We start from the raw sequence: 26,627 nt of genomic DNA, 5'->3' as shown, positions 1-26,627 counted from the left end.
GGTTCAGTCCTCATCCGCCAGGAGCTGCTCGTAGCCGCCGGCGTCCATCAGGTTGTCGAGTTGACTCGGCTCCGAGAGCTTGAGCTGGAAGATCCAACCGTCGCCGTAGGCATCATCATTGATCGTCTCGGGCGCGCCGTCGAGGGCCTCATTGGCAGCGGTGACTTCGCCCGCCAGCGGACTATAGATATCCGAGGCGGCCTTGACCGATTCAACCACCGCGCAGGCGTCCTTGACGGCGAGTTGTTTGCCGATCTCGGGTAGCTCGACGAAGACCAGATCGCCCAGCGCCTCCTGTGCGTGATCGGTGATGCCGACGGTCACGGTACCGTCGCCGTTGTCTTTCACCCATTCATGGGATTCGGTGTACTTGAGTTCAGTTGGAATGCTGCTCATCGGGGACTCCTGCGGGATCGCGTGGCTATGACGCTGTGGCCGTTGTGAATTGGGTTCGAGGGCATGCGCCTGCGAGCCCTTGGTTGGTGCTGTCTGACTTAGGTTGAGTGTTTTGACACCGTGACGGGTGACTGGCGCTAGAGTGCGATGCGTGCCTTACCATGGCGCACGAACGGTGGCTCGACGACCCGCGCGGGCACTGCCTTGCCGCGAATCTCGACCGCACATTGATCGCCGATCCCGGGTTTGACCCGCGCCAGTGCGATGCTGCGCTGCAAGGTCGGCGAGAAGCCGCCGGAGGTGACCTCGCCGACGGGCTGGTCGTCAACCAGCACCGGTTGATGACTCCTCAGCACACCACGCCCGGTCAGCAGCAGGCCGACGAACTGGTCCAGCTCACCCGTTGCCTGCTGTGTCTCGAGTGCCGCGCGTCCGATGAAGTCGCGTTCCCGGGGCTCGAAGGCGACGGTCCAGTCGAGGCCGGACTCGAGCGGTCCGATCTCTTCGGTCATGTCTTGGCCGTAGAGGTTCATCCCGGCCTCCAGGCGCAGGGTATCGCGGGCACCGAGCCCGCAGGGAACGACGCCAGCAGCAAGGAGGGCTCGCCACAGGTCGAGGACCTCGGCGGCCGGAAGCATGATCTCGAAGCCATCCTCGCCGGTATAGCCGGTGCGCCCGACCAGCCAGTCGCCCTGCTCGGTGGCGAAGAAGGGTTTCAGCGCCAGCACGGGTTCGCGCAGCGCCTCCGGCAGCAGTGGCACAGCCTTGGCGCGCGCTTGCGGGCCTTGCACCGCGAGCATGGCCAGATCGTCACGGCTGTTGATGCCGACCGAGGCACCTTGAATACAAGCATGCATCCAGGCCAGATCCTTGTCCGCAGTGGCGGCATTGACCACCGCTCGATAGCGGTTCGGGCCCAGGTAGTAGCAGATCAGATCGTCGATGACGCCGCCATCGGCATTGAGCATGCAGCTGTAGAGCGCCTTGCCTGGCTGCTTGAGCTTGGCGACATCGTTGGCCAACAGCCGTTGCAAGAAAGCCAGCGCATCGGCGCCCTGGATGTCGACCGGGCGCATGTGCGAGACGTCGAAGACGCCGGCCTGCTGGCGCACCGCATGATGCTCGTCGAGTTGGGAGCCATAGTGCAACGGCATGTCCCAGCCGCCGAACGGCACAATGCGAGCGCCAAGACGCTCATGTTCCGGGAAGAGGGGGGTTCTGGATCCCATGCGGCACTCCGGTTGGCGGCCGCGTGTGCATCGACGGCGCGCGATTGAGACAAACGAGCAAACAGTACAGCCTAGACTGCATCTGCCGCCCCTCTGTCCTGAACCTGAGAGTTTGCGTCGAGCGCCCCGCAGGCTCGCGGGTCGCGAGCCGAGCGTGGCGCTGAGCGCTGCCCCGTCGGTGGGCCGCTGCTGCGGCCGCTCTCCAGAGTTGGTCTGAATCCCGCAGTCCTTTTGCCTGAGCGATTCCGGGCGGATGTTGCGCCTTCGGCGCCGGTCGAGGACCGGTCTCTCCTGCGGGAAATATGACCAATGGGATTAATATACCCCCCTGAGGGGCTGGTTCCAAGGTCGGAGTGCAGATTCGAGACCAGCATCGATCCCAGCGCGGCCTTTTCTGTCGAGTCCGCAAGCAATGATCGATCGCGATTCTGATGCGGCTCGAGAGCCGTTTCAGCCCCCCGTCTTGGGTTGGGATGGCGAAGGAACCCGTTGGAAGGTCAGGCCGCCGCATTCTGAGCAGGCAGGAATACGCCCAGCGCGGGTGAAACGGGTCTCAGCGCCGCACTTGTCACAAACCAAGGTGCCGGGGCCAGTGATCTGCCCGGCTTGATAGAGCGAAGCCTGGCGCGCGCGCTCCGACCATTGCTCCAATTGCAGGCGGGTCTGATCGGCCACGCTGGTGAAGGCCTCGAACATGCGCTGCTCGGTCAGCTCGAGGTCGAAACGCCACCAGGCGCGCAGATCCTCGCCAGTCTCGGCTAAATAATGCGCGGCATCCTCGATGTCGCGCTCGATGTACTCGGCGACCTTGTGCGCCTCCTCGCGGCTCAGCTCGCCGAGTTCGACCATGTTCTCGCGCGCCCTAGCGAGCATGGTCTGTAGTTTTGGGGTCGCCTCCTCGGCCTCGTTCACCGCATCGCGGGCCTGCTCGAGCATCTGCTCATAGGCCTTGACGAGCCGGTCTTCGCTCTTGGGGTGTTCTTCGTTACTCATCATGTACCTCATCCCGGATTGGCCTCAGTCAACTGACTCTCGTGCGAGCGGTTGCCTACGAGGTCATCTTAGCCCATGTCGACGCTCCTAGCTTTCATGGACGGTTCACAAGTGCAGCCCGATTCAGGCTTAGGGTATCCTGAGGCGATCACCAACCCGCTCAGCCAAACCATGATGCAGACCGAGTACGAGCCGCGCGCCATCGAGCAGGAGGCGCAGCGTCATTGGGAGACCACGCAGGCCTTCAAGGCCGTCGAGGACCCGTCCCGCGAGAAGTTCTACTGCCTGTCGATGTTTCCGTACCCCTCGGGGCGGTTGCACATGGGGCATGTACGCAACTACACCATCGGCGACGTGATCGCGCGCCATCAGCGCATGCTCGGCAAGAACGTGCTGCAGCCGATGGGCTGGGATGCCTTTGGGCTGCCAGCGGAGAACGCGGCGATCAAGCACGGCATCCCGCCGTCGTGCTGGACGCGCGAGAACATCGAAGCGATGAAGGCGCAGCTCAAGCGCCTTGGCTTCGGTTACGACTGGGAGCGCGAGCTGGCCACCTGCGATGTCGACTACTACCGCTGGGAGCAGTGGCTGTTCACCCGGCTGATGGAGAAGGGGCTGGCCTACCGCGCGACCGCAACCGTGAACTGGGACCCGGTCGATCAGACTGTGCTCGCCAACGAGCAGGTCATCGACGGTCGCGGCTGGCGCTCTGGCGCGCTGGTCGAGAAGCGCGAGATCGAGCAATGGTTCATCCGCATCACCGCCTATGCGCAGGAACTGCTGGATTCGATCGACGGTCTCGACGGCTGGCCAGAACGAGTGCGCGCGATGCAGCGCAACTGGATCGGCCGCTCCGAGGGCGTGCACATGCGCTTTGGCATCGCCGGCGGCGATGAGACGCTCGATATCTTCACTACCCGGCCGGATACGGTGATGGGCGTGACCTACGTCGCCGCCGCCGCCGAGCATCCGCTCGCGCAGCGTGCAGCTCAGAACAATCCCGAGCTGGCGACCTTCATCGATGAGTGCCGCCAGGGCGGCATCTCCGAGGCCGAACTCGAGACCATGGAGAAGAAGGGCCATCGCCTCGGCATCGACGCCCTGCATCCGATCACCGGCCAAGCGGTGCCGATCTTCGCCGCCAACTTCGTGCTCATGAGCTATGGCACTGGTGCCGTGATGGCGGTGCCGGCGCATGATCAGCGCGATTGGGAGTTCGCCGAGCGTTACGGCATCCCCAAGCGCCAGGTGGTGTTCGCGGCCGAGGGCGAGGAGTTTGGGATCGACTCTCACGCCTTCACCGATAAGGGCATCCTGCATGACTCCGACCCCTTCGATGGGCTGACCTCGGAGGAGGCCTTCGACGCCGTCGCCGACTGGCTCGAAACCCATGGCAAGGGCGGGCGCCAGGTCAACTTCCGCCTGCGCGACTGGGGTGTGTCGCGCCAGCGCTACTGGGGCTGCCCGGTGCCGGTGGTGCGCACCGCCGAGGGTGGCGTGCGGCCCGAGACCGAGCTGCCGGTGCGTCTGCCGGAAGACCTGGTCGTCGACGGTTCCGGCTCGCCGCTGAAGAAGCGGCCGGCGTTCTCCGAGCTGCCCAATGGTGAGACGCGCGAGACCGACACCTTCGATACCTTCGTCGAGTCGAGCTGGTACTACGCACGCTACTGCTCGCCGGGCTGCGACACCGCCATGCTCGACGAGCGCGCCAAGTATTGGCTGCCGGTGGATCAGTATATCGGCGGCATCGAGCATGCGGTCCTGCATCTGCTCTACGCCCGCTTCTTCCACAAGCTCCTGCGCGATGAAGGCCTGGTCGACTGCGACGAGCCTTTCGCCCGGCTGCTGACCCAGGGCATGGTGGTCGCCGAGACCTGGTATCGCGAGGACGCCGAGGGCCGGCGCGAGTGGTTCAATCCGGCCGATGTCGAGGTCGAGCGTGACGAGAAGGGCAAGGTCACTGGCGCCGTGCTCAAGGCCGATGGACAGCCGGTGCAGTTCGGTGGCATCGAGAAGATGTCGAAGTCGAAGAACAATGGCGTCGACCCAGAGGCGATGATCGAGCGCTACGGCGTCGATACGGTGCGCCTGTACGTGATGTTCACCTCGCCGCCGGATCAGTCGCTGGAGTGGAACGATGAGGCTGTTGAAGGCGCCTATCGCTTTCTCAAGCGGCTCTGGACCCTGGCTGCGACCCACGCTGAGGGGGTGCGCGGTGCTGCCGAAGCGCAGGCCTCTGCTGGGGGTGGCTTGGCCGAGGGCGTTGCGGCTAAAGGAGCCTCTGCCGGAGGCACGGCGCGGTCGCTCGATGACGCTCAGAGCGATGCCCTTCGAGACGTGCATACAGCGCTCAAGAAGGCTCTGTTCGACTACGAGCGCCAGCAGTTCAATACCGTCGTCTCGGCCTGCATGACCATCGTCAACATCCTCTCGAAGCTCGACGAGAGTGCGGCAGCGCAGATGGTTCGTCGCGAAGGGCTGAGCATCACGCTGCGCCTGCTGGCGCCGATTGCTCCGCACATCACCCATCATCTGTGGCGCGAACTCGGGCTCGGTGACGACATCCTGCAGGCGCCCTGGCCGCAGGTCGACGAAGACGCGCTCGCGCAGGATCAGATCACCTATGTAGTCCAGGTCAACGGCAAGGTGCGTGGCAAGATCGAGCTGCCGGCCACAGCCGAGCGCGCCGAGGTCGAAGCTGCCGCGCTGGCGAATGAAAACGTGCAGCGCTTCATCGGTGAGGCGACGGTGCGCAAGGTCATCGTGGTGCCGAACAAGCTCGTGAACCTGGTCGCCAAATGAGCGACCAAAGCGTCCGATGGCCTTGGATGGCGACGCTGCTGCTGAGCCTGGTCTGCGCTTTGATGATCGCCAGCTGCGGCTACCGCCTGCGTGGTGCTGTCGAGATCCCGCCGGGTCTGGAGCCGGTCCATATCCAGACGGGCGGTTTGGTCGGACAGGCCGTCGATGATCGCTTGCGGGGCAGTGGGGTGCCGGTGACGCCTGTCGCAAACGACGCCGGGCTCATCCTGCGCATCCTCGATCAATCGCGCGGCTCGCGGGTCGTGGCGGTGGATCGCGGTGGCAAGGCGCTCGCCTTTGCGCTCGAGCTGCGCGTCCGGTTCGATGCTATCGATGCCACCGGTGAGCCGCTGATCCCACCGCAGAGCCTGACCTTGGAACGCACCTTCGACGACAACCCCGACGTGGCGGTCCTTGGCAAGCAACTGGAGTCGGACATCATCTACCAGGATTTGATGAGTGATGCCGCCGATCAGGTGCTGCTGCGGTTGCGCGCCGCGCTCGCCGCCCGTGCGCGCTAGCCATGCCGATCGCTCCCACCCAGCTCGATCAACGCCTCGCGCAGGGGCTCGCGCCGGTCTATCTGCTCGTCGGTAGCGAGCCGCTGCAGCTCGGCGAGGCCGCCGATGCGGTGCGCGCCGCCGCGCGCCAGCACGGCTTCAGCGAGCGCGAGGTCTTGGAGACCGGTCCGGAGTTCGCCTGGTCGTCGCTGGCCGGGGCGTTCGGTTCGCTCTCGCTGTTCGCCGAGCGGCGCATGATCGAACTGCGTCTCGCCACGCCCAAGGCCGGCAGCAAGGCCGATGCGGTCGGGCGCGAGGGGTCGGAGGCCATCCGCCGCTGCGTGGATCAGCCGAGCGCCGATGTGCTGCTCTTGATCCTCGCCCCGGGGCTCGACTGGAAGGGCCTGAAGGCGACCTGGGTGCAGGCCATCGAGCGCGTCGGCGTGGTCGTGCAGGTGCGCGAGCCCCAGGGGCGCCAGCTCAACCAATGGCTCGAGGGGCGCTTGCGGCGCGCCGGCTTCGTCCCCAGTACCGAGGCGCTGGCCCTGCTGGCCGAGCGGGTCGAGGGCAACCTGCTGGCCGCCGATCAGGAGATCACCAAGCTGGCGCTGGCGCTGACACCAGGGCCGCTCGACGCCGAGGGCCTGCTGGCGGCGGTGGCCGACAGTGCCCGCTATGGGGTGTTCGATCTTGTCGATGCGGCGCTCGCTGGCGATCGCGCCCGGGTCGCGCGGGTGCTCGAGGGGCTGCGCGCCGAGGGTACCGCCGAGCCGCTGGTACTCTGGGCGCTGGCGCGCGAGGTGCGCAAGCTGGCCGCGCTCGCCTTCGCCCGCGCCCGCGCCAAACGCCAGCCCCTGGGGCCGCTGCTCAAGGCGCATCAGGTCTGGGAGTCACGCCGCCCGCTGGTGATGGCGGCACTGGAACGGTTGCCACTGACTCACCTCTGGGCGTTGCTGAGCTGCTGCGCCGAGGCCGATCTGGCGATCAAGGGACGCGCCGACGGCGAGCCCTGGCAACGGCTCGGCGCCATCGCCGAGGGGCTCGCCGCCGCGCCCGCGGAGGCGCGGATTGTGGCTGGCGAGCGCGTGAAACATTGTTAAACTATCGGGTTTTGCGCGCTGGTGCGCATTCAACTCGCCTCCTACTGCCATGAAGACCGAGACCAAGATCACCGAGGTGGCCGCCTATGTCGCGGATGTTGGGCGTCGCGCGCGCGCTGCGGCGCGGGCCATGGCGCGCGCCGAGACTGGCGCCAAGAATGCCGCGTTGCAGGCGATCGCGGCCGATCTCGACGGCCACCGCGACAGCTTGGCCACGGCCAACGCCGCCGACCTCGAAGCCGGCGCGGCGAAGGGGCTGGACGCAGCCTTGCTCGATCGCCTGGAGCTGACGCCAGCGCGCATCGACGCGATGATCGCCGGGCTCGAGCAGATCGCCGCGCTGCCCGATCCGATCGGCGCCATCACGGATCTGGACTATCGCCCTTCCGGCATCCAGGTCGGGCGCATGCGGGTACCGCTCGGCGTCATCGGCATCATCTACGAGTCGCGTCCGAACGTCACCGCCGATGCCGCCGCGCTCTGCCTCAAGACCGGCAACGCCACGTTGCTGCGCGGTGGCTCCGAGGCCTTTCAATCCAATCAGACCATCGCCGCGAGCATTCAGCGCGGCTTGCAGGTCGCCGGGCTGCCCGCCGATGGGGTGCAGGTGATCGCCACCACCGACCGGGCTGCGGTCGGCGCCATGATCAGCCATCCCGAATACATCGATGTCATCATCCCGCGCGGCGGCAAGGGGCTGATCGAACGCATCAGTCGCGAGGCGCGGGTGCCGGTGATCAAGCATCTCGATGGTGTCTGCCATGTCTACATCGACGACAAGGCCGATCCCGACAAGGCGGTGGCGATCGCGGTGAACGCCAAGACCCAGCGCTACGGCACCTGCAACACCATGGAGACCCTGCTGGTGGCCGAGGCGGTCGCGCGGCCGCTGCTCTCGCGCATCGGCACGGCTCTTGGAGCCAAAGGGGTCGAGATCCGTGGCTGTGAGCGTACCCGCGAGATCCTCGCCGACGCGCGTCCGGCAACCGATGCCGACTGGGGCACCGAGTACCTGGCACCGATCCTCTCGGTGCGCGTGGTCTCGGGCATGGACACGGCGATCGGGCACATCGAGGCGCACGGCTCGCACCACACCGACACCATCGTCACCGAGGACTACAGCCGCGCCCGACGCTTCTTGCGCGAGGTCGATTCCAGCTCGGTGATGGTCAATGCCTCGACCCGCTTTGCCGATGGCTTCGAGTACGGACTCGGCGCCGAGATCGGCATCAGCACCGACAAGTTCCACGCGCGCGGGCCGGTCGGGCTCGAGGGGCTGACCTCGCAGAAGTTCGTGGTGCTTGGCGATGGTCAGATCCGTGAGTAGCCATTATTCCGGCATCGAGGCCGCTGGCGGTCGATGATCGGTCTCTTCGGCGGTACCTTCGATCCGGTGCACCACGGTCATCTGCGCGTGGCGCTGGATGTGATCCAGCATTTGGACCTCGCGCAACTGCGCCTGCTGCCGCTGGCCGCTGCCGTGCATCGGCGACAGCCCATCGCCTCGCCGCAGCAGCGCATGGCGATGCTGCAGGCGGCAGTTCACGATGAGCCGCTCTTGATGGCCGACGATCGGGAGCTGACCCGTGGTGGTCCCTCGTACACGATCGACACGCTGTGCTCGTTTCGCGAGGAGTTGGGTGCGACGGCGCCGCTCTGTCTGTTGGTCGGCGCCGATGCGTTCGTCGGATTGTCGGATTGGCACCGGCCGCTGGATATCCTCGAGCGCGCGCATCTGATCGTGATGCAGCGCCCGGGCGCCCCGACCGCGCGCGATGCCTGGTTGCGCGATCAGGTCGAGCAACGCCGCACCGATGATCCGACGGTCTTGCGTGATCATGCCGGGGGGCATATCTATTTCCAAACGGTGACGCAACTCGACATCTCGGCGACCCGCATCCGCCGGCTGCTGGCGCAGGGGATGAGCCCGCGCTATCTGCTGCCGGATGCCGTCTTGGCGATGGCCCGCGAACACAGTTGCTATGCTGTTCAACAGGCTTCGGCCTGACCCACGCTCACCGCTCCCGAAGAGGATGTTAATGCAGCTAGAGCACTTGAAAGACCTCGTGGTCGAGGTTCTGAACGACATGAAGGCCCGCGACATCAGTGTGATGGATGTGCGCGGCAAGACCTCGGTGACTGATTACATGATCGTCGCCTCTGGCACTTCGGATCGGCATGTAAAGGCCATCGCCGAGACGGTCGCTTACAGGGCCAAGGAGGCCGGCGAGGCCCCGCTCGGCAGCGAAGGGGTGCAGGAAGGGGAATGGGCGCTGGTCGATCTGAATGGGGTAGTGGTGCATCTGATGCTGCCCAAGGTGCGCGACTTCTACAGCCTGGAGCGGCTCTGGAGCGCGCCCTCGCTGGTGACACGCTCGAGCGCGGCCGCGAGTGCCTCTGTCTAATCTCCGTCCTCGGATCACCCTCATCGCGGCGATGGCGCGTGGGCGCGTCATCGGCCGGGACAATGCCATGCCCTGGCATCTGCCCGCCGATCTCACGCACTTCAAGCACCAGACACTGGACAAGCCCATCATCATGGGCCGACGGACTTGGGAATCCCTTCCCGGCCTGCTGCCGCGACGGCGTCACATCGTCATCTCGGCCGATCCCGGATTTCGACGGATGCTCACGCATGCCGAGACCGCACGTTCTCCCGAGAGCGCGTTGGAGCAGACCGCTGCGGCGCCCGAGGTGATGATCGTCGGCGGCGCCAGCATCTATCGGGCCTTCCTGCCGCTCGCCAATCGCATGCTGTTGACCCTGATCGATGCCGAGATCGATGGCGACACCCGTTTCCCGGCCTGGTCGCCCTCTGAGTGGCAAGAGACCGCGCGCCGACACCGCCCGCGCGATGCTGCGAATCCTTATGACCTCGATTTCGTGACGCTAGCGCGTGCCGCGGGCCTTGGCGCTTGAAGCGGGTCGCTTGCCTTGAGCCCTGAGCCCTCAGGCTTCAACCGGGCTCCTGATAGCCGGCGCAGTCGAGTTCGATCAGCTTCAAGGGCTTCTTGCGTCGCACCCGGACCGCGCTGAGCCGCCCCCCCCAAAGGCAGCCGCTATCGAGCGCCCAGCAGTTGTTCTCGGCAAGGAAGCCGATGGTCGACCAATGACCAAACAGGAGTCGGTCGTCGCGCGTGCGCCGGTCTGGCACGCTGAACCAGGGTAGGGCATGCGGCGGGGCCTGCTCGAGACCGCCTTTCTCCTTGAGCAGTAGCTCGCCGTCGGCCGTGCACCAGCGCAGGCGGGTGAAGCAGTTGGTGATGAAACGCAGCCGATCCATGCCAGCGAGTTCATCGCTCCAACGGCTCGGTTCGTTGCCGTAGAGCTGTTGCAAGAAGGCGAGATGGTCTGGCCCTCGCAGCACGTCTTCGAGTTCGCGCGCGCAGGTCTGTGCCTGGGCCAGATCCCACTGCGGCGGCAGGCCCGCATGGAGCATGGTGAATCCCTTCTTCTCGCTGTGATGCAGCAGCGGTCGATGGCGCAGCCAATGCAGCAGCTCATCGCGGTCCGGCGCGGCGAGGATCGCATCCAGCGTGTCCTTCTTGCTCAAACGGGCGTCGGCGAGCGCCACCGCGAGCAGATGTAGATCGTGATTCCCGAGCACGACCACCGCTCGCTCGCCAAGGGCCTTGATCCAGCGCACCACCGCGAGCGAGTCCGGCCCGCGATTGACCAGATCGCCGACACACCAGAGTGTGTCCTCGGTCGGATCGAAGTCGGCCTTATCGAGCAGGCGGCGCAGTTCGTCGTAACAGCCTTGAATGTCGCCGATGGCGTAGGTGGACATGAGCTTGAGTGGGCGTGTGCATGCGTTAGTGTAAAGCGCTGCGATCACCGAGCGAGAACGGACGGATGACGGCGTCGAAGCGGGTGCCGTCATCGGCGATCATGTCATAGCTCCCATGCATGCTGCCAAGGGGCGTCGCGATCTGGGTGCCGCTGGTGTACTCGAAGCGCTCGCCGGGCTGCAGATAGGGTTGCTCGCCGACCACGCCAGCCCCCCGCACCTCCTGGGTCTTGCCGTTGGCATCGGTGACGATCCAATGGCGGTTCAACAGCTTGGCCGGGACCTCGCCGGTGTTGCTGATGGTGATGGTGTAGGCAAAGGTGAAACGGCTGCCATCCGGATCGGATTGCTCCGGCAGATAGCGTGTCAATGCTTGGACGTCGATCTGGTAGCGTGCGTCGTGATGATCCATGGTGCGAGCCTTCGTGGATGAGAACAGGGGCAGAGGCGGCGAGACGGCAAGAGGATAGAACGATCAACCGAAGCCAGTCACGCCGCGCTCGGAGGCGCGGATGAATGCGATGATCGCCTCGGTGTCGTCGCTCGGATAACGCTGCTGGGCCTCGGCGAGCCCGTCCGCCAACCGGCGCCCGGAGCGGAAGATGAGCCGATACACGGCCTTGATGCGGGCACGCTGCTCGGATGAAAAGCCATGGCGCTTCAAACCCACCAAATTCAGGCCGACGATGACCGCACGCTGGCCGTTGGCGAGGACGAAGGGCGGTAGATCCTTGGTGACGCCGGTGAGGCCGCCAATCATGGTGTAGGCGCCGATGCGGGCGAATTGATGCACGGCGACCTGGCCCGAGACGAAGCAGTGGTGGGCCACTTCGACATGCCCAGCCAGGGTCGCGGTATTGGCGAGGATATTGTCGTCGCCGACCAGGCAATCATGGCCGGCATGGCTGTAGGCCATGAAATAGTTGCGATGGCCGATGTGCGTGCCCCGCTCGCTTTTGAGCCCGCAGCTGATGTTGACGCCTTCGCGAAAGCAGTTGTCGCTGCCAATGACCAAGGGCCGCGCACGCTCCGGCGTGAAGCTCAGATCCTGCGGTTCGCTGCCAAGCGTGGCGCCATGACAGACGCGATTGCGCGCGCCGAGCCGGGTGCCGCCGTAGATACGCACACTGCTCTCGATGCGGCACTCGGCGCCGATCACGGCGCCGGTCTCGATCAGCGACCAGGGACCGATCTCGGCGCTCGGATGGACCTCGGCGCCGGCCTCGATGATCGCGCTCGGGTGCACCGCCATCGGTTGGGTCCGGACTCCGTGCTCGTTGGCCGGGATCAGTGCCGGAAATGGCGCATGCCGGTGAACAGCATGGCGATCTCGTGCTCATCGGCGGCGGCGATGACCTCCTCATCGCGCATCGAGCCGCCGGGCTGGATGACGGCGCGGATGCCGGCGGCAGCGGCCTGATCGAGCCCGTCGCGGAACGGGAAGAAGGCATCGGAGGCCAGCACCGCGCCGTTGACCTCCAGTCCAGCCTGCTCGGCCTTGATGCTGGCGATGCGGGCGGAGTTGATGCGGCTCATCTGGCCGGCACCGACGCCAATGCTCATGCCATCGCGGGCATAGACGATGGCGTTGGATTTGACGAACTTGGCCACCCGCCAGGCGAACAGTAAATCTTGGCGTTCCGCCTCGCTGGGCTCACGCTGGGTCACGGTCTTGATCGCGCTGCTCAGCTCCAGGTCGGTCGCTTGCACCAAGAGCCCGCCGCGCACGCGTTTGAAGTCGCGATAGCCTTGGCGTTCCACGGGCCAGGGACCACAGCGCAGCAGGCGCACATTCTTCTTCGCCGCGACCGCCGCAATGGCCTCGTCGCTGACCTCCGGGGCGATGATCACTTCGACGAACTGGCGCGCGACGATGGCCGCTGCGGTCTCGCCATCGAGTCGCCGATTGAAGGCGATGATGCCGCCAAAGGCCGATTCTGGATCGGTGCTGAAGGCGCGCTCATAGGCCTCGAGCAGGTGCTCGCCGAGGGCGACGCCACAGGGGTTGGCGTGTTTGACGATCACGCAGGCCGGTGCTTCGTCGAACTGCTTGACGCATTCGAGTGCGGCGTCGGTATCGGCGATGTTGTTGTAGCTTAGCGCCTTGCCCTGGAGCTGCTCGGCGGTGGCGACGCTCGCCTCGCAGCCGCCACGCCCGACATAGAAGGCCGCCGTCTGATGCGGGTTCTCGCCGTAGCGCAGGGCTTGGCGCTTGCGGAACTGCAGGTTGAGGGTGCGCGGCAGCGCCTCTGTCTGGGCCTGGGGTTGGGCCTGCGCATCCTCTGGCTGCTCGATGAGGGCGCCCAAATAGTTGGCGATGGCGCCGTCGTAATGGGCCGTGTGCTCGAACGCGCGCACCGCCAGATCGAAGCGGGTCTGGTCATCGACCGCGCCGCCATTCGCGGCCATGGCATCGAGCACGCGCGGGTAATCGGCTGGATCGCAGAGCACGGTGACATCGCGATGGTTCTTGGCCGCCGCACGGATCAGCGTCGGCCCGCCGATATCGATGTGCTCGATCGCGGTTGGCAGGTCGCAGTCGGGGCGGGCGACGGTGTCCTCGAACGGATAGAGATTCACCACCACCAGATCGATCGGTCGGATCTCGTTCTCGCGCATCACCGGGTCATCTTCGCCACGGCGCCCGAGGATGCCGCCATGGATGCGCGGATGCAGGGTCTTCACGCGCCCATCCATCATCTCCGGGAAGCCGGTGTATTCGGCGACCTCGAGCACGGGGATATCCTGCTCGATGAGCAGCCGGGCGGTGCCGCCGGTGGAGAGGATTTCCACTCCCTGCTTGCTCAACGCGGCGGCAAAGGCGGCGAGGTCGGTCTTGTCGGAGACGCTGATCAGCGCCCGCTTGATTGGTTTCATTCATCATTCTCCAAGTGCGGCTCGCGCTCGCCGTCAGGGGTGCGCGGCTAAGGCGCGTCGGCGCGATGCTTGAGTTTCTTGCGCAGGGTGCCACGGCTGATGCCGAGGATCGCCGCGGCTGCGGATTGGTTGCCCTTGGTGTGCTCGAGCACAGCCTCGATCAACGGCTGCTCGACCTCGTTCATGACCAAGCGATAGAGTCCATGGATCTCATGATTGCCCATGCTGTCGAGGTAACTGCGTAAGGCGCCGAGCACGCATTCGCGCAGCAGCTCAGTGCGGTGCGACTCCGCTTCCGGCACCGCAAAGCCTTCTCCATCATTCATTCAATGGCTCCCGCCAGTTCGAGATGATGCCGCGCAGGGGCGCTCTGTGGCCGCGTCGGCGTCCTGTTGAAAGTATTCGCGCAGCAGCGCCTGTTGCTCCGCCGCCGCCGTGGCCGTCATCAAACGCGACCGCCAATGCTCGGCCCCGGTCTCGGGGCCGAGCGCGCGCAGGTACCAGCCGATGTGCTTGCGTGCGATCAACACACCACGCGGCTCGCCGTAAAACCGGTAGAGCCGATCCAGATGCTCCATCAAGATCGCCCCGATCCAAGCGCTCGAAGGTGCGCTTGGCACCTCGCGGGTCGGGGCCGAGGGCGTATCGCTGGGTCTGTCGTTGGGTCTGCTGCTGGGCCGGTGCTCAGGGCCGGCGATGGCGCGTAGCGCCGTCGCCATGGCGCCGAAGATCCACGGCCGGCCGAGCGCGGCACGTCCGATCATAATAGCATCGGCGCCGGTCGCGTTCAGCACCTGCAGCGCCTTGGCCGGGCTGTCGATGTCGCCGTTGGCCACCAACGGCAGCGCGCACTGAGCGCGGATGCCGGCCAGGCTCTCGAATTCGGCCTCGCCGCGATAGCCGCAGGCGCGGGTGCGCCCGTGCACGCTGATGAGGCTAATCCCGCTGGCCTCGGCGATGGCGGCGATGCGCGGCAGATTGCGCGTGTGCGGCGACCAGCCGGTGCGTGTCTTCAGTGTCACCGGTACCTCGACGGCGCGCACCACCGCCTCGAGGAGGCGCCCGACCAAGACCTCGTCGCGCAACAGCGCCGAGCCGGCGGCAATCTTGCACACCTTCCTCGCCGGGCAGCCGAGATTGATATCGATCAGCTCGGCGCCGCGGTCGACGTTATCGCGCGCGGCCTCGGCCATCTGCTGTGGATCGGCGCCGGCGATCTGCACCGCGATGGGACGGGGCTCGCCTTGGTGATCGCGGCGCTCGCGACTCTTGCGGGTGCCGCGCAAGGCAGGATTGGCGGAGACCATCTCGGATACCGCCAGGCCAGCACCGAGCGCTCGACAGAGGGTGCGGAAGGGTTGATCGGTGACCCCGGCCATGGGCGCGAGGAACAGCCGATTGGGGATGCTGACCGAACCGATCCGAAGGGGCGCCAGGAGCATGGCGGCCTGGGCAGCGGTCCGGTCCGGCGTGGAGTCAGTCGACACCCCGTCGCCGACCGCTGATCAGTATCCAGTCCTCGCGCTGCTGTGCCGGCTCGAGCGCGAAGTCGGCGCCATAGGCGTTGCCGATGGCCTCGGCCTGATGCGCGAGGATGCCCGAGAGGGCGAGCCGCCCCGCCGGCTTGGTCAGCCGCGCCAGCGTCGGCGCGAGTTCCAACAGCGGGCCGGCGAGGATATTCGCGACCAGCAGATCCGCCGCCTCCTGTGGCATCTGCTCGGGCGGGTGGACGCTGAGCCGATCGGCGACGGCATTGACCGTCGCGTTCTCGAGCGTCGCCTCCAAGGCTTGCGGGTCGTGATCGATGGCGATGGCACGGGCCGCGCCGAGTTTGAGCGCGGCGATGGCGAGGATGCCCGAGCCGCAGCCGACATCGATCAGGGTGCGGCCGGCGAGCGGCGCGCGATCGAGCCATTCGAGACAGAGCGCGGTGGTCGCATGATGACCGGTGCCAAACGCGAGCCCGGGGTCGAGATCGATGATGACGGCGTTGGGTGCCTCAACGCGCTGGCCGCGCGGACAGACCCAGAGCCGTTCCCCAAATCGCTGCGGATGCAGATCCTCGAGCCAGACTCGCTCCCAGGGGCGGTCATCGAGCCGATGCAGACGCGGTGGCACCAGGCATTGGGCGGCTAGCGCGTCCGCCGAGGCCTCGGCCTGCATGCTGCCGTTTGGATCATCCTCGAACAGGGCGGTGATGCGCAGTTGGCGCCAAAGCGGCGTCGCGCCGGGGGCCGGCTCCAGCACCTCATCGAGCCCTTCGCCGCCGCCCTCGTCCAGGGTCACCGCGAGCGCGCCGGCGTTCTCCAGCGCGGCTTCGAGCAGCGCTGCGTGGTCACGGTCCGCCAGCAGTTCGAGTTCGATCCAGGCCATGGGGGAGGTCGGCAAGGTAGCGGTGGCAGCGGTCAGAGACCGAGCTTCTTTTCCAGATAGTGGATATTGATGCCACCCTGCTGGAAGGCGGCGTCCTTCAACAACTGTCGATGTAGCGGGATATTGGTGTCGATGCCCTCGATGATGGTCTCGCGCAGGGCGTTGGTCATGCGCGCGAGCGCCGCCTCCCGGTCCTCGCCGTGCGCGACGAGCTTACCGATCATCGAATCGTAGTAGGGCGGGACCACATAGCCGGCGTAGATGTGGGTATCGATGCGCACGCCGGGGCCGCCGGGGGCGTGGAACTCTTCGATCCGCCCCGGGCTCGGCATGAAGGTCTCGGGATGCTCGGCATTGAGCCGGCATTCGATCGCATGGCCGCGCGGGACGATATCGCCCTGGCTGTAGCGCAGGCGCTCGCCGCCGGCGACCAGGATCTGCTCCTTGATCACATCGATGCCGGTGATCATCTCGGTCACCGGATGCTCGACCTGCACCCGGGTGTTCATCTCGATGAAGTAGAACTCCTCGTCCTGATAGAGGAACTCGAAGGTACCCAGCCCCCGATAGCCGAGGGTGCTGCAGGCCTCGGCGCAGCGCCGGCCGATGCGCTCGCGCTGCTCGGGGGTGATGCCAGGGGCCGGTGCCTCCTCGATCACCTTCTGATGGCGGCGCTGCATCGAGCAGTCGCGCTCGCACAGATGGATGGCGTTGCCGTAGCTGTCGGCGAGCACCTGGAACTCCACATGACGCGGATTCTCCAGGTACTTCTCCATGTAGACGACATCGTTGCCGAAGGCCGCGCCCGCCTCGGCCTTGGTCAGCGAGATCGCGTTCAGCAGGGTCGCATCGGAGTGCACCACGCGCATGCCGCGCCCGCCACCGCCACCGGCGGCCTTGATGATGACCGGGTAACCGATCTCGCGCGCCAGTTGCAGCGTGTGCTTGGCATCATCGTCGAGCGGACCGTCGGAGCCGGGCACACAGGGCACGCCGGCCTGCTTCATGGCGCGGATCGCCGAGACCTTGTCGCCCATGAGCCGAATCGTGTCCGGCTTGGGGCCGATGAAGATGAAGCCGGAGCGCTCGACGCGCTCGGCGAAATCGGCATTCTCCGAGAGAAAGCCGTAGCCTGGATGGATGGCGACGGTGTCGGTGACCTCGGCGGCGCTGATGATCGCCGGGATGTGCAGATAGCTGTCGCGCGATTGCGCCGGGCCGATGCAGACCGATTCATCGGCCAGCAGCACATGCTTGAGTTCACGATCGGCGTCGGAATGCACGGCGACGGTCTTGATGCCGAGTTCGCGGCAGGCGCGCTGGATGCGCAGCGCGATCTCGCCGCGATTGGCAATGAGGATCTTCTCGATCATTCGATCACGAACAGCGGTTGGTTGTATTCGACGGGCTGGCCGTTCTCGACCATGATCTTCTTGACCACGCCAGCCCGCTCGGACTCGATCTGGTTGAGGATCTTCATCGCCTCGATGATGCAGAGGATGTCGCCGACCTTGACCTCCTGGCCCTCCTCGACGAACGCCTTGGCGCCCGGCGAAGGCGAGCGATAGAAGGTGCCGACCATCGGCGAGCGCGCGATGCAGGCGTCGTCGATCTCGGGACTGCTCGGTGGCACCGGCACGGGGGCCGCCGCACTGGTGCCCGCGCCGGGGGCAGGGGCCGGTGCTGGCATCATGAACTGAGGTGCTCCACTGCCATGGCGGCTGATGCGCACGGATTCTTCGCCCTCGTGAATCTCGATCTCAGCGACGTTCGACTCATCGAGCAATTCGATCAGCTTTTTGACCTTGCGGATGTCCATGACAGGTGTTCTTCTCGCCGTGGATGAATGCGTATGTGCCTGAATGCCGACCTCAGCGGGCCGCCCCGAGCCGCGCCAGGGCCGCCGTCAGCGCCAGGCTGTAGCTCTGTGTGCCCAGCCCGCTGATGACGCCCTCGGCGATATCCGAGAAATACGACTGAGCCCGGAACGGCTCGCGTGCATGCACATTGGACAGGTGCAACTCGATGAACGGAATGCGCACCGCCAGCAGCGCGTCTCGCAGCGCGATGCTGGTATGGGTGAAGGCGGCTGGGTTGAACAGGATGAAGGCGACGCCCTCGCGGCCCGCGCGGTGGATCGCATCGATCAGCGTATGCTCGGCATTGCTCTGGAGCATCTGCAGTTCATGGCCCGCGGCTTCAGCGGTCGCGATCAACTCCTCGCCGATGTGCTCCAACCCGTGGTGCCCGTAGAGATCGGGCTCGCGCGTGCCGAGCAGGTTCAGGTTCGGTCCGTTCAAGCAAAGGATCTTGACCATAACAGCGGGCGAAAACGCATCTATCGGCAGCGAACCGTCGAAAACAAGGTCGTTCAGGCATTCTTGGATCGTCAGCCGACAGGGTACGGCATCAGGCGCCAATTTACAAAGGCGTTATCGCCCTCTCGTCGGCGAAGACCCCGGGATCGACGCCGTTGGATGCCTGTTACAGGCTTGTTCTGGCTGGCGTTCAGCCCGTCTCGGGCAGCAGCGGTTCGACCTCGCTCTCGAGCAGCGCGTCGTCGAGTTCGCCGAGGTAACTGAAGACCTGGCGCCCGAGGGCATCGAAGACCATGGTGAACGGCAGCCCGCCGATGCGATTGCCGAGCCCGCGCGTGAGGGCGATGCTCTCGCGCTCACCGAGCAAGATCGGATAGCGCACCGGGTGGTCCTCGAGAAAGCTGGCGACCGCGTCCGCCTGGTCGATGGCGATCCCCACGACCTGAAGTCCCCGGTCGCCGTGGATCTGCTGCCACTCATCGAGCAACGGCATCTCACGCACGCAGGGCGGGCACCAGGTAGCCCAGAAATTCAGCACCACCACCTTGCCCGCCCAACGACGGCTGTTGAGCGCCTGGTCCTGGAACGGCGCGAGCTGCTGCTCGGGGAGGGTGTCGAGTACGCCTTGAAGAGCGCCACCGCGATGCTGTTCGGCGGCGTGCTGCTCGTGCTCGAGCCAGCGTTCGCCGAACACCGCCAGCCCGATGCTGACCGAGCCGGCCAGCACCGTGACCGCGAGGACCTTGGCGGCCTTCATCGGTCGAACCCGTTCAGGTGCGCGGCGAACTCCTCGGCCGGCACGAAGCCGACCAAGCGCCAACCGCGTTGCTCTTGCCCCTCGGCGTCGAAGAACAACATCGCCGGTGGTCCCGGGATGCCGAAGCGCTCCTGCATCAGCGCCTTATCGGCAGCATCGTTGGCGGTGACATCGGCCTGGAGCAGCACATAGCGCTCCATCGCCTGTTGCACGGCCGGGTCCGGGAAGGTGTAGCGCTCCATCTCCTTGCAGGACACGCACCAATCGGCGTAGAAGTCGAGCATCACCGGCTTGCCCTGGGCCTGCGCCTCGGCGACCGCCTGATCCAGATCGGTCACGGTCTTGATCGGCTCGAACTGCGGATGCGCGGCCACCGCCCCCTGTCCGCCCGCCGCCGGCGCCAGGCCGCGCAGCGGTTGGAGGGTGTCCTTGCCACCGGCGGCAGCGCCGATCAGCATCAGCACGCCATAGAGCAGCAGGGCCACGCCGAGCGACTTCCACAGCTTGGACCAGCCGCTGGCCTCCGGCCCATGCTGGGTGAGGGCGCCGAGGTAGACACCGGAGCTGATCAACAGCAGCCCCCAGAGCACCATGGCGACGGCGGCCGGGATCACCCGCTCGACCAGCAGCACGGCCACCGCCAGCAGCAGCACCCCGAACACCGCCTTGACCGCGTCCATCCAGACCCCGGCGCGCGGCAGCAGCTTGCCGGCCGAGGTGCCGATGGCGAGCAAGGGCGCGCCCATGCCGAGACCGAGGCCGAGCAGGGCGAAGAAGCCGAGCACCGCATCGCCGGTCTTGCCGATGAAGATCAGCGCGCCCATCAGCGGCGGCGCCACGCAGGGGCCGACGATCAGCGCCGAGAGCGCGCCCATGATCGCCGCGCCGGTCAGCGTGCCGCCCTGCTGCTTGTTGCTGAGCTGGGTGAGCTTGGTCTGGACACTGCTCGGCAATTGCAGATCGTAGAAGCCGAACATCGACAGCGAGAGCGCGACGAAGATGGCGGCGAAGGCGCCGAGCACCCAGGCATTCTGGAAGGTCGCCTGCAGATTGGCGCCGAACAGCCCGGCGATGACACCAACGATGGCATAGGTGAGCGCCATCGCCAGCACATAGGCGAGTGAGAGGAAGAAGGCCTTGCGCGTGGTGAGGCTGTCACCCTGGCCGGCGATGATGCCGGAGAGGATCGGGATCATCGGGAACACGCAGGGCGTGAACGCGAGCAGCAGACCGAGCACGAAGAAGATGGCCAGGGCGCCGAGGATGCCGGTATTGGCGAGGCGCGCGGCGATCTGATCCTGCTCCGAGACGCGCTCCGGCGGGGCCGAGGCGCTCGCAGCCGTGCGCTGGCTGGCGGGGTTTGGATCGTCTGGGTCGGTCTGCGTGAGGGCGACCGTGGTCACCGCCGGCGGTAGCGCGAGTTGCCGCTGATCGGTCACGGGCGGGTAGCAGATGCCGCGCTCGGCGCAGCCCTGGTAGGTGGCGACCAGGGTGATCTCGGTCGCCTCCTCGCTGCCGCGCAGCAGCGGCACGCTGAGTTCGACATCACCATGATAGATGGCGACATCACCAATCGTGCCGTCGGGGCGCACGGTCTCGGACTTGATCTCGGCCGGTGGCAGTTCATAGCGGCCGAGCTGCACGCCCTCGGCATCCTCGAGCCTGAGGTCGATCTTCTCTTCGTAGAGATAGGTCTCAGGGGCGATGCGCCAGCGTAATGCGAGGGTTTGAGGATCTTCGACGCGGGCATCGAGCTGGAACGCCTCCTCGGCCGGGAGGATGTCGTCCTCGAAACCAAGACCGAGCGACTGGCTGGCGGTACTGCTCTGAGCGCTCGATCGCTCATCGGCCGTTTGTGAGGTCGAGGAGGTGTCCTCGGCCACTGGCGATTGCGCCGTTAACGCGTCAGTGCGGGTTATGTCGGCGCCCGTTTCGCCGCCAGCAGGGCCATCCGCGGCTTGCTCGAGTGCGGCGAGTTGCGGCATCTCCAGCAGGAGGCTCTGACGCTGCGGCGGATAGCAGAACCCGACGTCGGCGCAGCCTTGAGACTGGGCCTCGATACGAATGACTTCGCCGACATCCTCGCTGTGTTCGAGCGGTATCTCGGCCTCGACGCGGTCGCGGTAGATCGTCACCTCACCAAAAAACGGATCATTCTTGGTTTTCGCCGGCGGCAGTTCGGCCGAGCCCAGTTTGATCCCCGGCGTCTTGCTCTCGAAGCGGAACTTGGCGCCATACAGGTAATAACCAGGCGCAATATCCCAGCTCACACTGATCTGTTCCGGGCTTTGCGCGGCGCCGCTGATGCGGAACGCCTGATCCGGCTGAAGGAAGTCATCCTCAGCCATGCTTGCCATGGGCAGGGCGAGTCCAATGGCGAGCAGTAGCAGAAAGCTGAGGCCACGCTGGACGTGGTTCAGAAAAGAGTGGCGCCGATGGCGCCCCAGGCCTGTCAGAGGTGGTTGTTCGCGGTACATTGGCGGACCCAATCCAGATAGTGCGTGTTGCCGGCAGTGATCGGGTGGCTGATCACCTCGGGGACGTCATAGGGGTGGAGTGTCTCGATCCGTGCCGCAAGGGCAGCGACGCGAGCCTTGGTGGTTTTGATGAGCAACAGCACCTCGGCGTCGGTCTCGATCCGCGCCTGCCAGCGATAGACCGAGACCAGTCCTGGCAGCACATTGACGCAGGCGGCGAGATGCTCGGCGACGAGCGTCTTTGCTAGCGACTGCGCCGTTTTGGCATCGGGACACGTACAGTAGCTGAGATAGACCGGTTCGGGGTCGGGGCGAGTTCCCATGGCGCTGAATCGGTGAAGCTGAATCTGAGAAAAGGGGAATGACCTGAGCCGATGCGCGCCTGGCGCGCACGGGATACATAGCCTAACGGAAACCGAGCGCCGGAGCTGCGGTGGTTTGAATCGGAGAAATCCGCACAAAACTGCGGGAAATGGCGTCGGCTCGACGACAAACCAACGCCCAACTAGTGAGACCAGAATGATGTGGCTTTTTCTTCTTCTCTTTGTCATGGCGCCGCTGATCGAGTTGTACTTCCTGATCCAGGTCGGCTCGGTCATCGGTGCGCTTCCCACGATCCTGCTGTCGATCCTGACCGCGGTGATCGGCGGCTATCTAGTGCGTATGCAGGGCCTGGCGGTGCTCATGCGCGTGCGCTCGACCATGGATCGCGGTGAGACGCCGGCACTCGAACTCTTGGATGGGGCCGTGCTCCTACTCTGCGGCTTCGCGTTGATGCTGCCGGGGTTCATCACCGATACGGTCGGTTTCGCCTTGCTGGTGCCCGCTCTGCGGCAAGCACTGATTCGCCGTTATGTCCGGACCGTGCCGGTCGAGAGTGAGATGATCCTGCGCCAGCAGGAGGCGCGGCGTCGAACCATCGAAGGCGACTGGCGACGCGACGACTGAGGTCGCTTCCACACTGATTGGCCGTTGCGGCATGCACGAAAGTGCAACTACCCCTTGACACAGCGCGGCTGCCGCTTATTATTAGCACTCGCTCGATATGAGTGCTAACACCCGATCGCAATGGTTGGTTGTGCACGGCACCGACAGTTCGACACCGGCGTCGGGCAACGTCCGTCCCGGTCTTTCACCTAAACACCACATTGAACGACCCTGAGGGCTACCGCAAATGAAGATTCGTCCCTTGCATGACCGCATCGTGGTCCGTCGCATGGAAGAGGAGCGCACCTCCGCTGGCGGCATCGTGATCCCGGACTCGGCCACCGAGAAGCCAATCCAGGGTGAGGTCATCGCCGTTGGTAACGGCAAGATCATGGATAACGGCGACACCCGCGCCCTTGACGTCAAGGTCGGCGACAAGGTGCTCTTCGGTAAGTATTCCGGCACCGAGGTCAAGCTCGATGGCGAGGACTTCCTCGTCATGCGCGAAGAAGACGTCATGGGCGTCATCGAAAGCTAAGCTTCGCGCCTGCCGTCTCTTATTAAGATCCATTCGCATTTAAAAGATTTGACCGAGGATATATCGCGATGAGCGCAAAAGAAGTCAAGTTCGGCCTCGATGCCCGCACCCATATGGTCGAGGGTGTCAACATCCTGGCCAATGCCGTTAAGGTCACCCTTGGCCCTAAAGGCCGCAACGTGGTGCTGGAGAAGTCCTTCGGCGCCCCGACCGTCACCAAAGACGGTGTCAGCGTCGCTAAGGAAATCGAGCTGAACGACAAGTTCGAAAACATGGGCGCGCAGATGCTCAAGGAAGTCGCCTCCCAAACCAGCGACCTCGCCGGTGACGGCACCACCACCGCCACTGTCTTGGCTCAAGCCATGGTGCGCGAGGGCATGAAGGCGGTCGCCGCGGGCATGAATCCAATGGACCTGAAGCGCGGGATCGACAAGGGCGTCGAGGCGGCGATTGCCGAGCTGAAGAACCTGTCTAAGCCGTGCTCGAACAACAAGGAGATCGCTCAGGTCGGCACCATCTCGGCTAACTCCGATGAGTCGATCGGCGAGATCATCGCCGAGGCCATGGAGAAGGTCGGCAAGGAAGGTGTCATCACGGTCGAGGAAGGCAAGTCGCTGCACAACGAGCTCGATGTCGTCGAGGGCATGCAGTTCGACCGCGGCTACCTGTCGCCGTACTTCGTCAACAACCAGCAGAGCCAGACCGCCGAGCTGGAAGAGCCTTTCATCCTGCTGCACGACAAGAAGATCTCGAATATTCGTGATCTGCTACCGGTGCTCGAGGCTGTCGCCAAGGCCGGTCGTCCGCTGATGATCGTCGCCGAGGACATCGAGGGCGAGGCCTTGGCCACGCTGGTCGTCAACTCCATCCGCGGCATCATTAAGGTCTGCGCCGTTAAGGCGCCTGGCTTCGGCGATCGTCGTAAGGCCATGTTGCAGGACATTGCCATTCTCACCGGCGGTACCGTGATCTCCGAGGAAGTCGGTCTGTCGCTCGAGAAGGCCACCCTCAACGAACTCGGTTCGGCCAAGCGCGTTCAGATCAGCAAGGATGAGACCACCGTTATCGACGGTGCTGGCTCCGATTCCGAGATCAAGAGCCGCTGTGATCAGATCCGTGCTCAGGTCGAGGAGACCTCCTCCGACTATGACCGCGAGAAGCTGCAAGAACGCCTGGCCAAGCTGGCCGGTGGTGTTGCCGTGATCAAGGTCGGTGCCGCGACCGAGATCGAGATGAAGGAGAAAAAGGCGCGCGTCGAAGACGCCCTGCACGCCACCCGCGCTGCGGTTGAAGAGGGCATTGTCGCTGGTGGTGGTGTTGCCTTGGTGCGCACCCTGACCAAGATCCGTGGCTTGGCTGGCAGCAACCACGATCAGGAGACCGGCATCAATATCGCGCTGCGTGCGATGGAAGAGCCGCTGCGCCAGATTGTCATGAATGCTGGTGACGAAGCATCCGTCGTACTGAACAAAGTGGCCGAAGGTGAAGGCAACTACGGCTACAACGCCACGACCGGCGAGTACGGCGATTTGGTCTCCATGGGTATCCTCGACCCGACCAAGGTCACCCGCACCGCGCTGCAGAATGCAGCCTCGATCGCGGCACTAATGATCACCACGGAGGCCATGGTGGCCGAGGAGCCGAAGGACGAGCCAGCCATGCCGGCGGGTGGCGACATGGGCGGCATGGGCGGCATGGGCGGCATGATGTAAGCCCAACGCTACCGCGGCTGCCGCTGTCCTCTGGGCTAACGCAGCCTCTGTTGCCAATAGAAGGCCCCGCTTCGGCGGGGCCTTTTGCATCTGTGCAATCTGCCGTACTCTTAAGCGCTCCGCTCTTGCCTCCAATCAATTTTCGCGGGACTGTCGCAGATGCCTTCTCGTTGTCTCTCTCGGTTTATCATGTTCGTTGTGCTATTACTATGTGCGCAAGGAGGACAGGCGGCAGGGCCAGAGATCCACTCGGGCGTAGCCTTGATCATCGATCATGAAGGCAATCGACTGTTCGAGCGCAATGCCACCGAGGTTCGACCGATTGCCTCGATCACCAAACTGATGACAGCCATGGTTGTGATCGACGCCGAGGTGCCACTCGAGGACCGCATCACCATCACCGAGGCCGATCGCGACCGGCTGCGTTGGAGCCGCTCGCGGCTGCTCATCGACGAGGCCACCCTGTCACGCCTTGAGCTGTTGCACACCGCCTTAATGTCGTCCGATAACCGTGCGGCGGCGGCCCTAGGGCGCACAACCTTCGCCGGCGGCACGCCAGCCTTCATCTCGGCCATGAACGAGAAGGCGAGGGCGCTCGGGATGCATCAAACCACCTTTGCCGACGCCAGCGGGCTTGACAGCGACAACCAGTCCACCGCCGAGGATCTGGTGCGCTTACTCAACGCCGCGGCGCGTTATCCACTGATTCGCGAAATCACCGCCACCGGCGAGACCAGCCTCCGCCCCCATGCCACTCGCCCACCCCTGCGGTATCGCAACACCAATCCACTCACCCGCGATGAGCGCTGGACGGTCGAACTCTCGAAGACCGGTTATCTCAACGAGGCCGGCCGCTGTTTAGTGATGCAGGCCGTGATCGAGAACCGGCGTGTCTACGCCATCTTTCTCAATGCCCAGGGCAAACTAACGCCGATGGGCGATGCCAACCGGCTGCGGCGTTGGCTTCAGGAAGCCGGCGAGCTGAAGACGAAAAGCCTGAGCGCGCATCAGAGCGCACACAAGGATTGAACCGGGTTGCAGCCGTGAAACTCCTCATCGAGATCGGCAATACCAGCCTCAAGTGGGCGTTGCTCGAGGGCACAGCACTTGGGCCGATGACCGCCGCGCGTCACTTCGGCGCACTGCCCATCGATGTGCTTGCCAACTGGGAAACACTTGCGCGGATTGAACGCGTGCTGGTCGCCAGCGTCGGCCCCGAGTCGGTGCTGGAAGCCGTGCGTGCCACCGTGGAAGCGTACTGGCAATGCCCGCTGCAACGGATCGAGCCCGTAGCGCAAGCGCATGCGGTGCGGGTCGCTTACGCCGATCCCAGACGCTTGGGCGTGGACCGTTTTTTGGCCTTGATTGGCGCCTACTGGCTTGAACCGGAACCAGTTGAGTCAGGGCGTGCGCCCGAGCCTGAACGCGGGATGCTGATTATCGATGCTGGCACGGCGATCACTTTCGACGGATTGCTCGCCGATGGCACCCATCGCGGCGGTCAGATCCTGCCCGGCATCACCATGCTGCGCGACAGTCTGCTCCAAGGGACCCGTCTGTCGCCCCATCACACTCAAGACCGGACGGAGCGCTGGGGCCAAGACACCGGCCCTGCGATCACGGCTGCCAGCCTGCATGCGCCGGCCGCACTTGGCGAGCGTCTGCGCGAGACGTTTAAACATGAAACCGGCCGTGCACCTAGGGTCATCCTTACCGGTGGCGACGCTGAGCGCCTCGCCCCGTTGTTTCAGGCTCCGGTTCAGCTGCAACCTGATCTGGTTTTGCATGGCCTCGCGCGTTTTGGCTGAGTTGAGATTCCAGCCTGCCAGTCTCCATGC

The 26,627-nt window shown here is 65.1% G+C and carries 28 protein-coding genes and 1 riboswitch; of the genes, 12 read left to right on the top strand and 16 right to left on the bottom strand.

The features are described from left to right. Window positions 1–3: 3 nt before the first annotated feature. The 3 genes from gcvH to CCR82_RS00870 all read right to left on the bottom strand — a co-directional run bounded on the left by gcvH (window position 4) and on the right by CCR82_RS00870 (window position 2,621). Entirely contained in the window at window positions 4–396 is a 393-nt protein-coding gene (gene gcvH, locus CCR82_RS00880; RefSeq protein ID WP_201243314.1) for a glycine cleavage system protein GcvH, read from the bottom strand. A 137-nt stretch (window positions 397–533) separates the two neighbouring features. Beyond that, complete coding sequence (gcvT, locus tag CCR82_RS00875) at window positions 534–1,625, bottom strand: glycine cleavage system aminomethyltransferase GcvT (RefSeq protein ID WP_201243313.1); 1,092 nt, start codon at window positions 1,623–1,625, stop codon at window positions 534–536. 213 nt (window positions 1,626–1,838) lie between these two features. Then, a riboswitch (glycine riboswitch) is annotated at window positions 1,839–1,929 on the bottom strand. Window positions 1,930–2,075: 146 nt separating this feature from the next. Beyond that, on the bottom strand, window positions 2,076–2,621 hold the full coding sequence (locus CCR82_RS00870; RefSeq protein ID WP_338073065.1) for a zinc ribbon-containing protein: 546 nt from the start codon (window positions 2,619–2,621) through the stop codon (window positions 2,076–2,078). Window positions 2,622–2,792: 171 nt separating this feature from the next. On the opposite strand from CCR82_RS00870, the gene leuS reads away from it, so the two are divergent. From leuS to CCR82_RS00835, 7 genes are read left to right on the top strand one after another with little or no spacing between them, the layout of a single operon-like run. Continuing rightward, window positions 2,793–5,420, top strand: coding sequence for a leucine--tRNA ligase (leuS, locus tag CCR82_RS00865; RefSeq protein WP_201243362.1), 2,628 nt, complete (start codon window positions 2,793–2,795; stop codon window positions 5,418–5,420). A gap of 26 nt (window positions 5,421–5,446) precedes the next feature. After that, a complete protein-coding gene (locus CCR82_RS00860) occupies window positions 5,447–5,941 on the top strand; it encodes an LPS-assembly lipoprotein LptE (RefSeq protein ID WP_201243311.1) in 495 nt (164 codons plus the stop codon). Window positions 5,942–5,943: 2 nt separating this feature from the next. Further along, entirely contained in the window at window positions 5,944–7,020 is a 1,077-nt protein-coding gene (gene holA, locus CCR82_RS00855) for a DNA polymerase III subunit delta (RefSeq protein WP_201243310.1), read from the top strand. A gap of 49 nt (window positions 7,021–7,069) precedes the next feature. Next, window positions 7,070–8,347, top strand: a complete 1,278-nt coding sequence (locus CCR82_RS00850; RefSeq protein ID WP_201243309.1) for a glutamate-5-semialdehyde dehydrogenase — start codon at window positions 7,070–7,072, stop codon at window positions 8,345–8,347. 33 nt (window positions 8,348–8,380) lie between these two features. Further along, entirely contained in the window at window positions 8,381–9,028 is a 648-nt protein-coding gene (gene nadD, locus CCR82_RS00845; protein ID WP_201243308.1) for a nicotinate-nucleotide adenylyltransferase, read from the top strand. A 31-nt stretch (window positions 9,029–9,059) separates the two neighbouring features. Continuing rightward, the gene (gene rsfS / locus CCR82_RS00840; protein ID WP_201243307.1) at window positions 9,060–9,425 is read left to right on the top strand and encodes a ribosome silencing factor; all 366 of its coding nucleotides are present in this window, start codon (window positions 9,060–9,062) and stop codon (window positions 9,423–9,425) included. Further along, on the top strand, window positions 9,412–9,939 hold the full coding sequence (locus tag CCR82_RS00835) for a dihydrofolate reductase (RefSeq protein WP_338073064.1): 528 nt from the start codon (window positions 9,412–9,414) through the stop codon (window positions 9,937–9,939). The genes rsfS and CCR82_RS00835 overlap by 14 nt, the downstream gene beginning before the upstream one ends. A 37-nt stretch (window positions 9,940–9,976) precedes the next feature. Here CCR82_RS00835 and CCR82_RS00830 read toward each other — a convergent pair whose 3' ends face one another. From CCR82_RS00830 to cutA, 13 genes are all read right to left on the bottom strand, one after another. Beyond that, window positions 9,977–10,810, bottom strand: coding sequence for a symmetrical bis(5'-nucleosyl)-tetraphosphatase (locus tag CCR82_RS00830; RefSeq protein WP_201243306.1), 834 nt, complete (start codon window positions 10,808–10,810; stop codon window positions 9,977–9,979). A 25-nt stretch (window positions 10,811–10,835) separates the two neighbouring features. After that, window positions 10,836–11,222 (bottom strand): Co2+/Mg2+ efflux facilitator ApaG/CorD, encoded by a 387-nt coding sequence (apaG, locus tag CCR82_RS00825; RefSeq protein ID WP_201243305.1) that lies wholly within the window; start codon window positions 11,220–11,222, stop codon window positions 10,836–10,838. A 63-nt stretch (window positions 11,223–11,285) separates the two neighbouring features. After that, window positions 11,286–12,062 carry an acyl-ACP--UDP-N-acetylglucosamine O-acyltransferase gene (gene lpxA, locus CCR82_RS00820; RefSeq protein ID WP_201243304.1) on the bottom strand — a complete coding sequence of 259 codons (777 nt, stop codon included), beginning with the start codon at window positions 12,060–12,062 and terminating at the stop codon, window positions 11,286–11,288. A 35-nt stretch (window positions 12,063–12,097) separates the two neighbouring features. After that, complete coding sequence (gene purH / locus CCR82_RS00815) at window positions 12,098–13,687, bottom strand: bifunctional phosphoribosylaminoimidazolecarboxamide formyltransferase/IMP cyclohydrolase (RefSeq protein WP_201243303.1); 1,590 nt, start codon at window positions 13,685–13,687, stop codon at window positions 12,098–12,100. Window positions 13,688–13,734: 47 nt separating this feature from the next. Next, window positions 13,735–14,013, bottom strand: coding sequence for a helix-turn-helix domain-containing protein (locus tag CCR82_RS00810; RefSeq protein WP_201243302.1), 279 nt, complete (start codon window positions 14,011–14,013; stop codon window positions 13,735–13,737). Then, on the bottom strand, window positions 14,014–15,174 hold the full coding sequence (gene dusB / locus CCR82_RS00805) for a tRNA dihydrouridine synthase DusB (RefSeq protein WP_338073063.1): 1,161 nt from the start codon (window positions 15,172–15,174) through the stop codon (window positions 14,014–14,016). Then, the gene (gene prmA / locus CCR82_RS00800) at window positions 15,164–16,060 is read right to left on the bottom strand and encodes a 50S ribosomal protein L11 methyltransferase (RefSeq protein ID WP_201243301.1); all 897 of its coding nucleotides are present in this window, start codon (window positions 16,058–16,060) and stop codon (window positions 15,164–15,166) included. Before prmA ends, dusB begins: the two co-directional genes overlap by 11 nt. Window positions 16,061–16,092: 32 nt before the next feature. Continuing rightward, window positions 16,093–17,433, bottom strand: coding sequence for an acetyl-CoA carboxylase biotin carboxylase subunit (accC, locus tag CCR82_RS00795; RefSeq protein WP_201243300.1), 1,341 nt, complete (start codon window positions 17,431–17,433; stop codon window positions 16,093–16,095). Then, window positions 17,430–17,879, bottom strand: a complete 450-nt coding sequence (gene accB, locus CCR82_RS00790) for an acetyl-CoA carboxylase biotin carboxyl carrier protein (RefSeq protein WP_201243299.1) — start codon at window positions 17,877–17,879, stop codon at window positions 17,430–17,432. The genes accC and accB overlap by 4 nt, the downstream gene beginning before the upstream one ends. 52 nt (window positions 17,880–17,931) lie before the next feature. Further along, window positions 17,932–18,378: a type II 3-dehydroquinate dehydratase gene (gene aroQ, locus CCR82_RS00785; protein ID WP_201243298.1), complete on the bottom strand. Its 447-nt coding sequence runs from the start codon at window positions 18,376–18,378 to the stop codon at window positions 17,932–17,934. Window positions 18,379–18,568: 190 nt separating this feature from the next. Then, entirely contained in the window at window positions 18,569–19,135 is a 567-nt protein-coding gene (locus CCR82_RS00780) for a TlpA family protein disulfide reductase (protein ID WP_201243297.1), read from the bottom strand. After that, window positions 19,132–21,492, bottom strand: coding sequence for a protein-disulfide reductase DsbD (gene dsbD, locus CCR82_RS00775; protein WP_242513149.1), 2,361 nt, complete (start codon window positions 21,490–21,492; stop codon window positions 19,132–19,134). The genes CCR82_RS00780 and dsbD overlap by 4 nt, the downstream gene beginning before the upstream one ends. 95 nt (window positions 21,493–21,587) lie before the next feature. Continuing rightward, the gene (cutA, locus tag CCR82_RS00770; protein WP_201243295.1) at window positions 21,588–21,935 is read right to left on the bottom strand and encodes a divalent-cation tolerance protein CutA; all 348 of its coding nucleotides are present in this window, start codon (window positions 21,933–21,935) and stop codon (window positions 21,588–21,590) included. A 196-nt stretch (window positions 21,936–22,131) separates the two neighbouring features. Between cutA and CCR82_RS00765 the strand changes: the two genes are divergently transcribed. The 5 genes from CCR82_RS00765 to CCR82_RS00745 all read left to right on the top strand — a co-directional run bounded on the left by CCR82_RS00765 (window position 22,132) and on the right by CCR82_RS00745 (window position 26,597). Further along, window positions 22,132–22,560 carry an FxsA family protein gene (locus tag CCR82_RS00765; RefSeq protein WP_242513148.1) on the top strand — a complete coding sequence of 143 codons (429 nt, stop codon included), beginning with the start codon at window positions 22,132–22,134 and terminating at the stop codon, window positions 22,558–22,560. Between the two features lie 226 nt (window positions 22,561–22,786). Further along, on the top strand, window positions 22,787–23,077 hold the full coding sequence (groES, locus tag CCR82_RS00760; protein WP_201243294.1) for a co-chaperone GroES: 291 nt from the start codon (window positions 22,787–22,789) through the stop codon (window positions 23,075–23,077). Window positions 23,078–23,145: 68 nt separating this feature from the next. After that, a complete protein-coding gene (gene groL / locus CCR82_RS00755; protein ID WP_201243293.1) occupies window positions 23,146–24,789 on the top strand; it encodes a chaperonin GroEL in 1,644 nt (547 codons plus the stop codon). A 159-nt stretch (window positions 24,790–24,948) separates the two neighbouring features. Beyond that, a complete protein-coding gene (locus CCR82_RS00750) occupies window positions 24,949–25,818 on the top strand; it encodes a serine hydrolase (protein ID WP_201243292.1) in 870 nt (289 codons plus the stop codon). A gap of 14 nt (window positions 25,819–25,832) precedes the next feature. Then, complete coding sequence (locus CCR82_RS00745) at window positions 25,833–26,597, top strand: type III pantothenate kinase (RefSeq protein WP_201243291.1); 765 nt, start codon at window positions 25,833–25,835, stop codon at window positions 26,595–26,597. Window positions 26,598–26,627: the final 30 nt, after the last annotated feature.

It is taken from the genome of Halochromatium salexigens (assembly GCF_016653295.1).
Taxonomy (GTDB): Bacteria; Pseudomonadota; Gammaproteobacteria; order Chromatiales; family Chromatiaceae; genus Lamprobacter; species Lamprobacter salexigens.
Note: the sequence above shows the minus strand (reverse complement) of the source record. Positions and strands in the feature narration are given on the sequence as shown.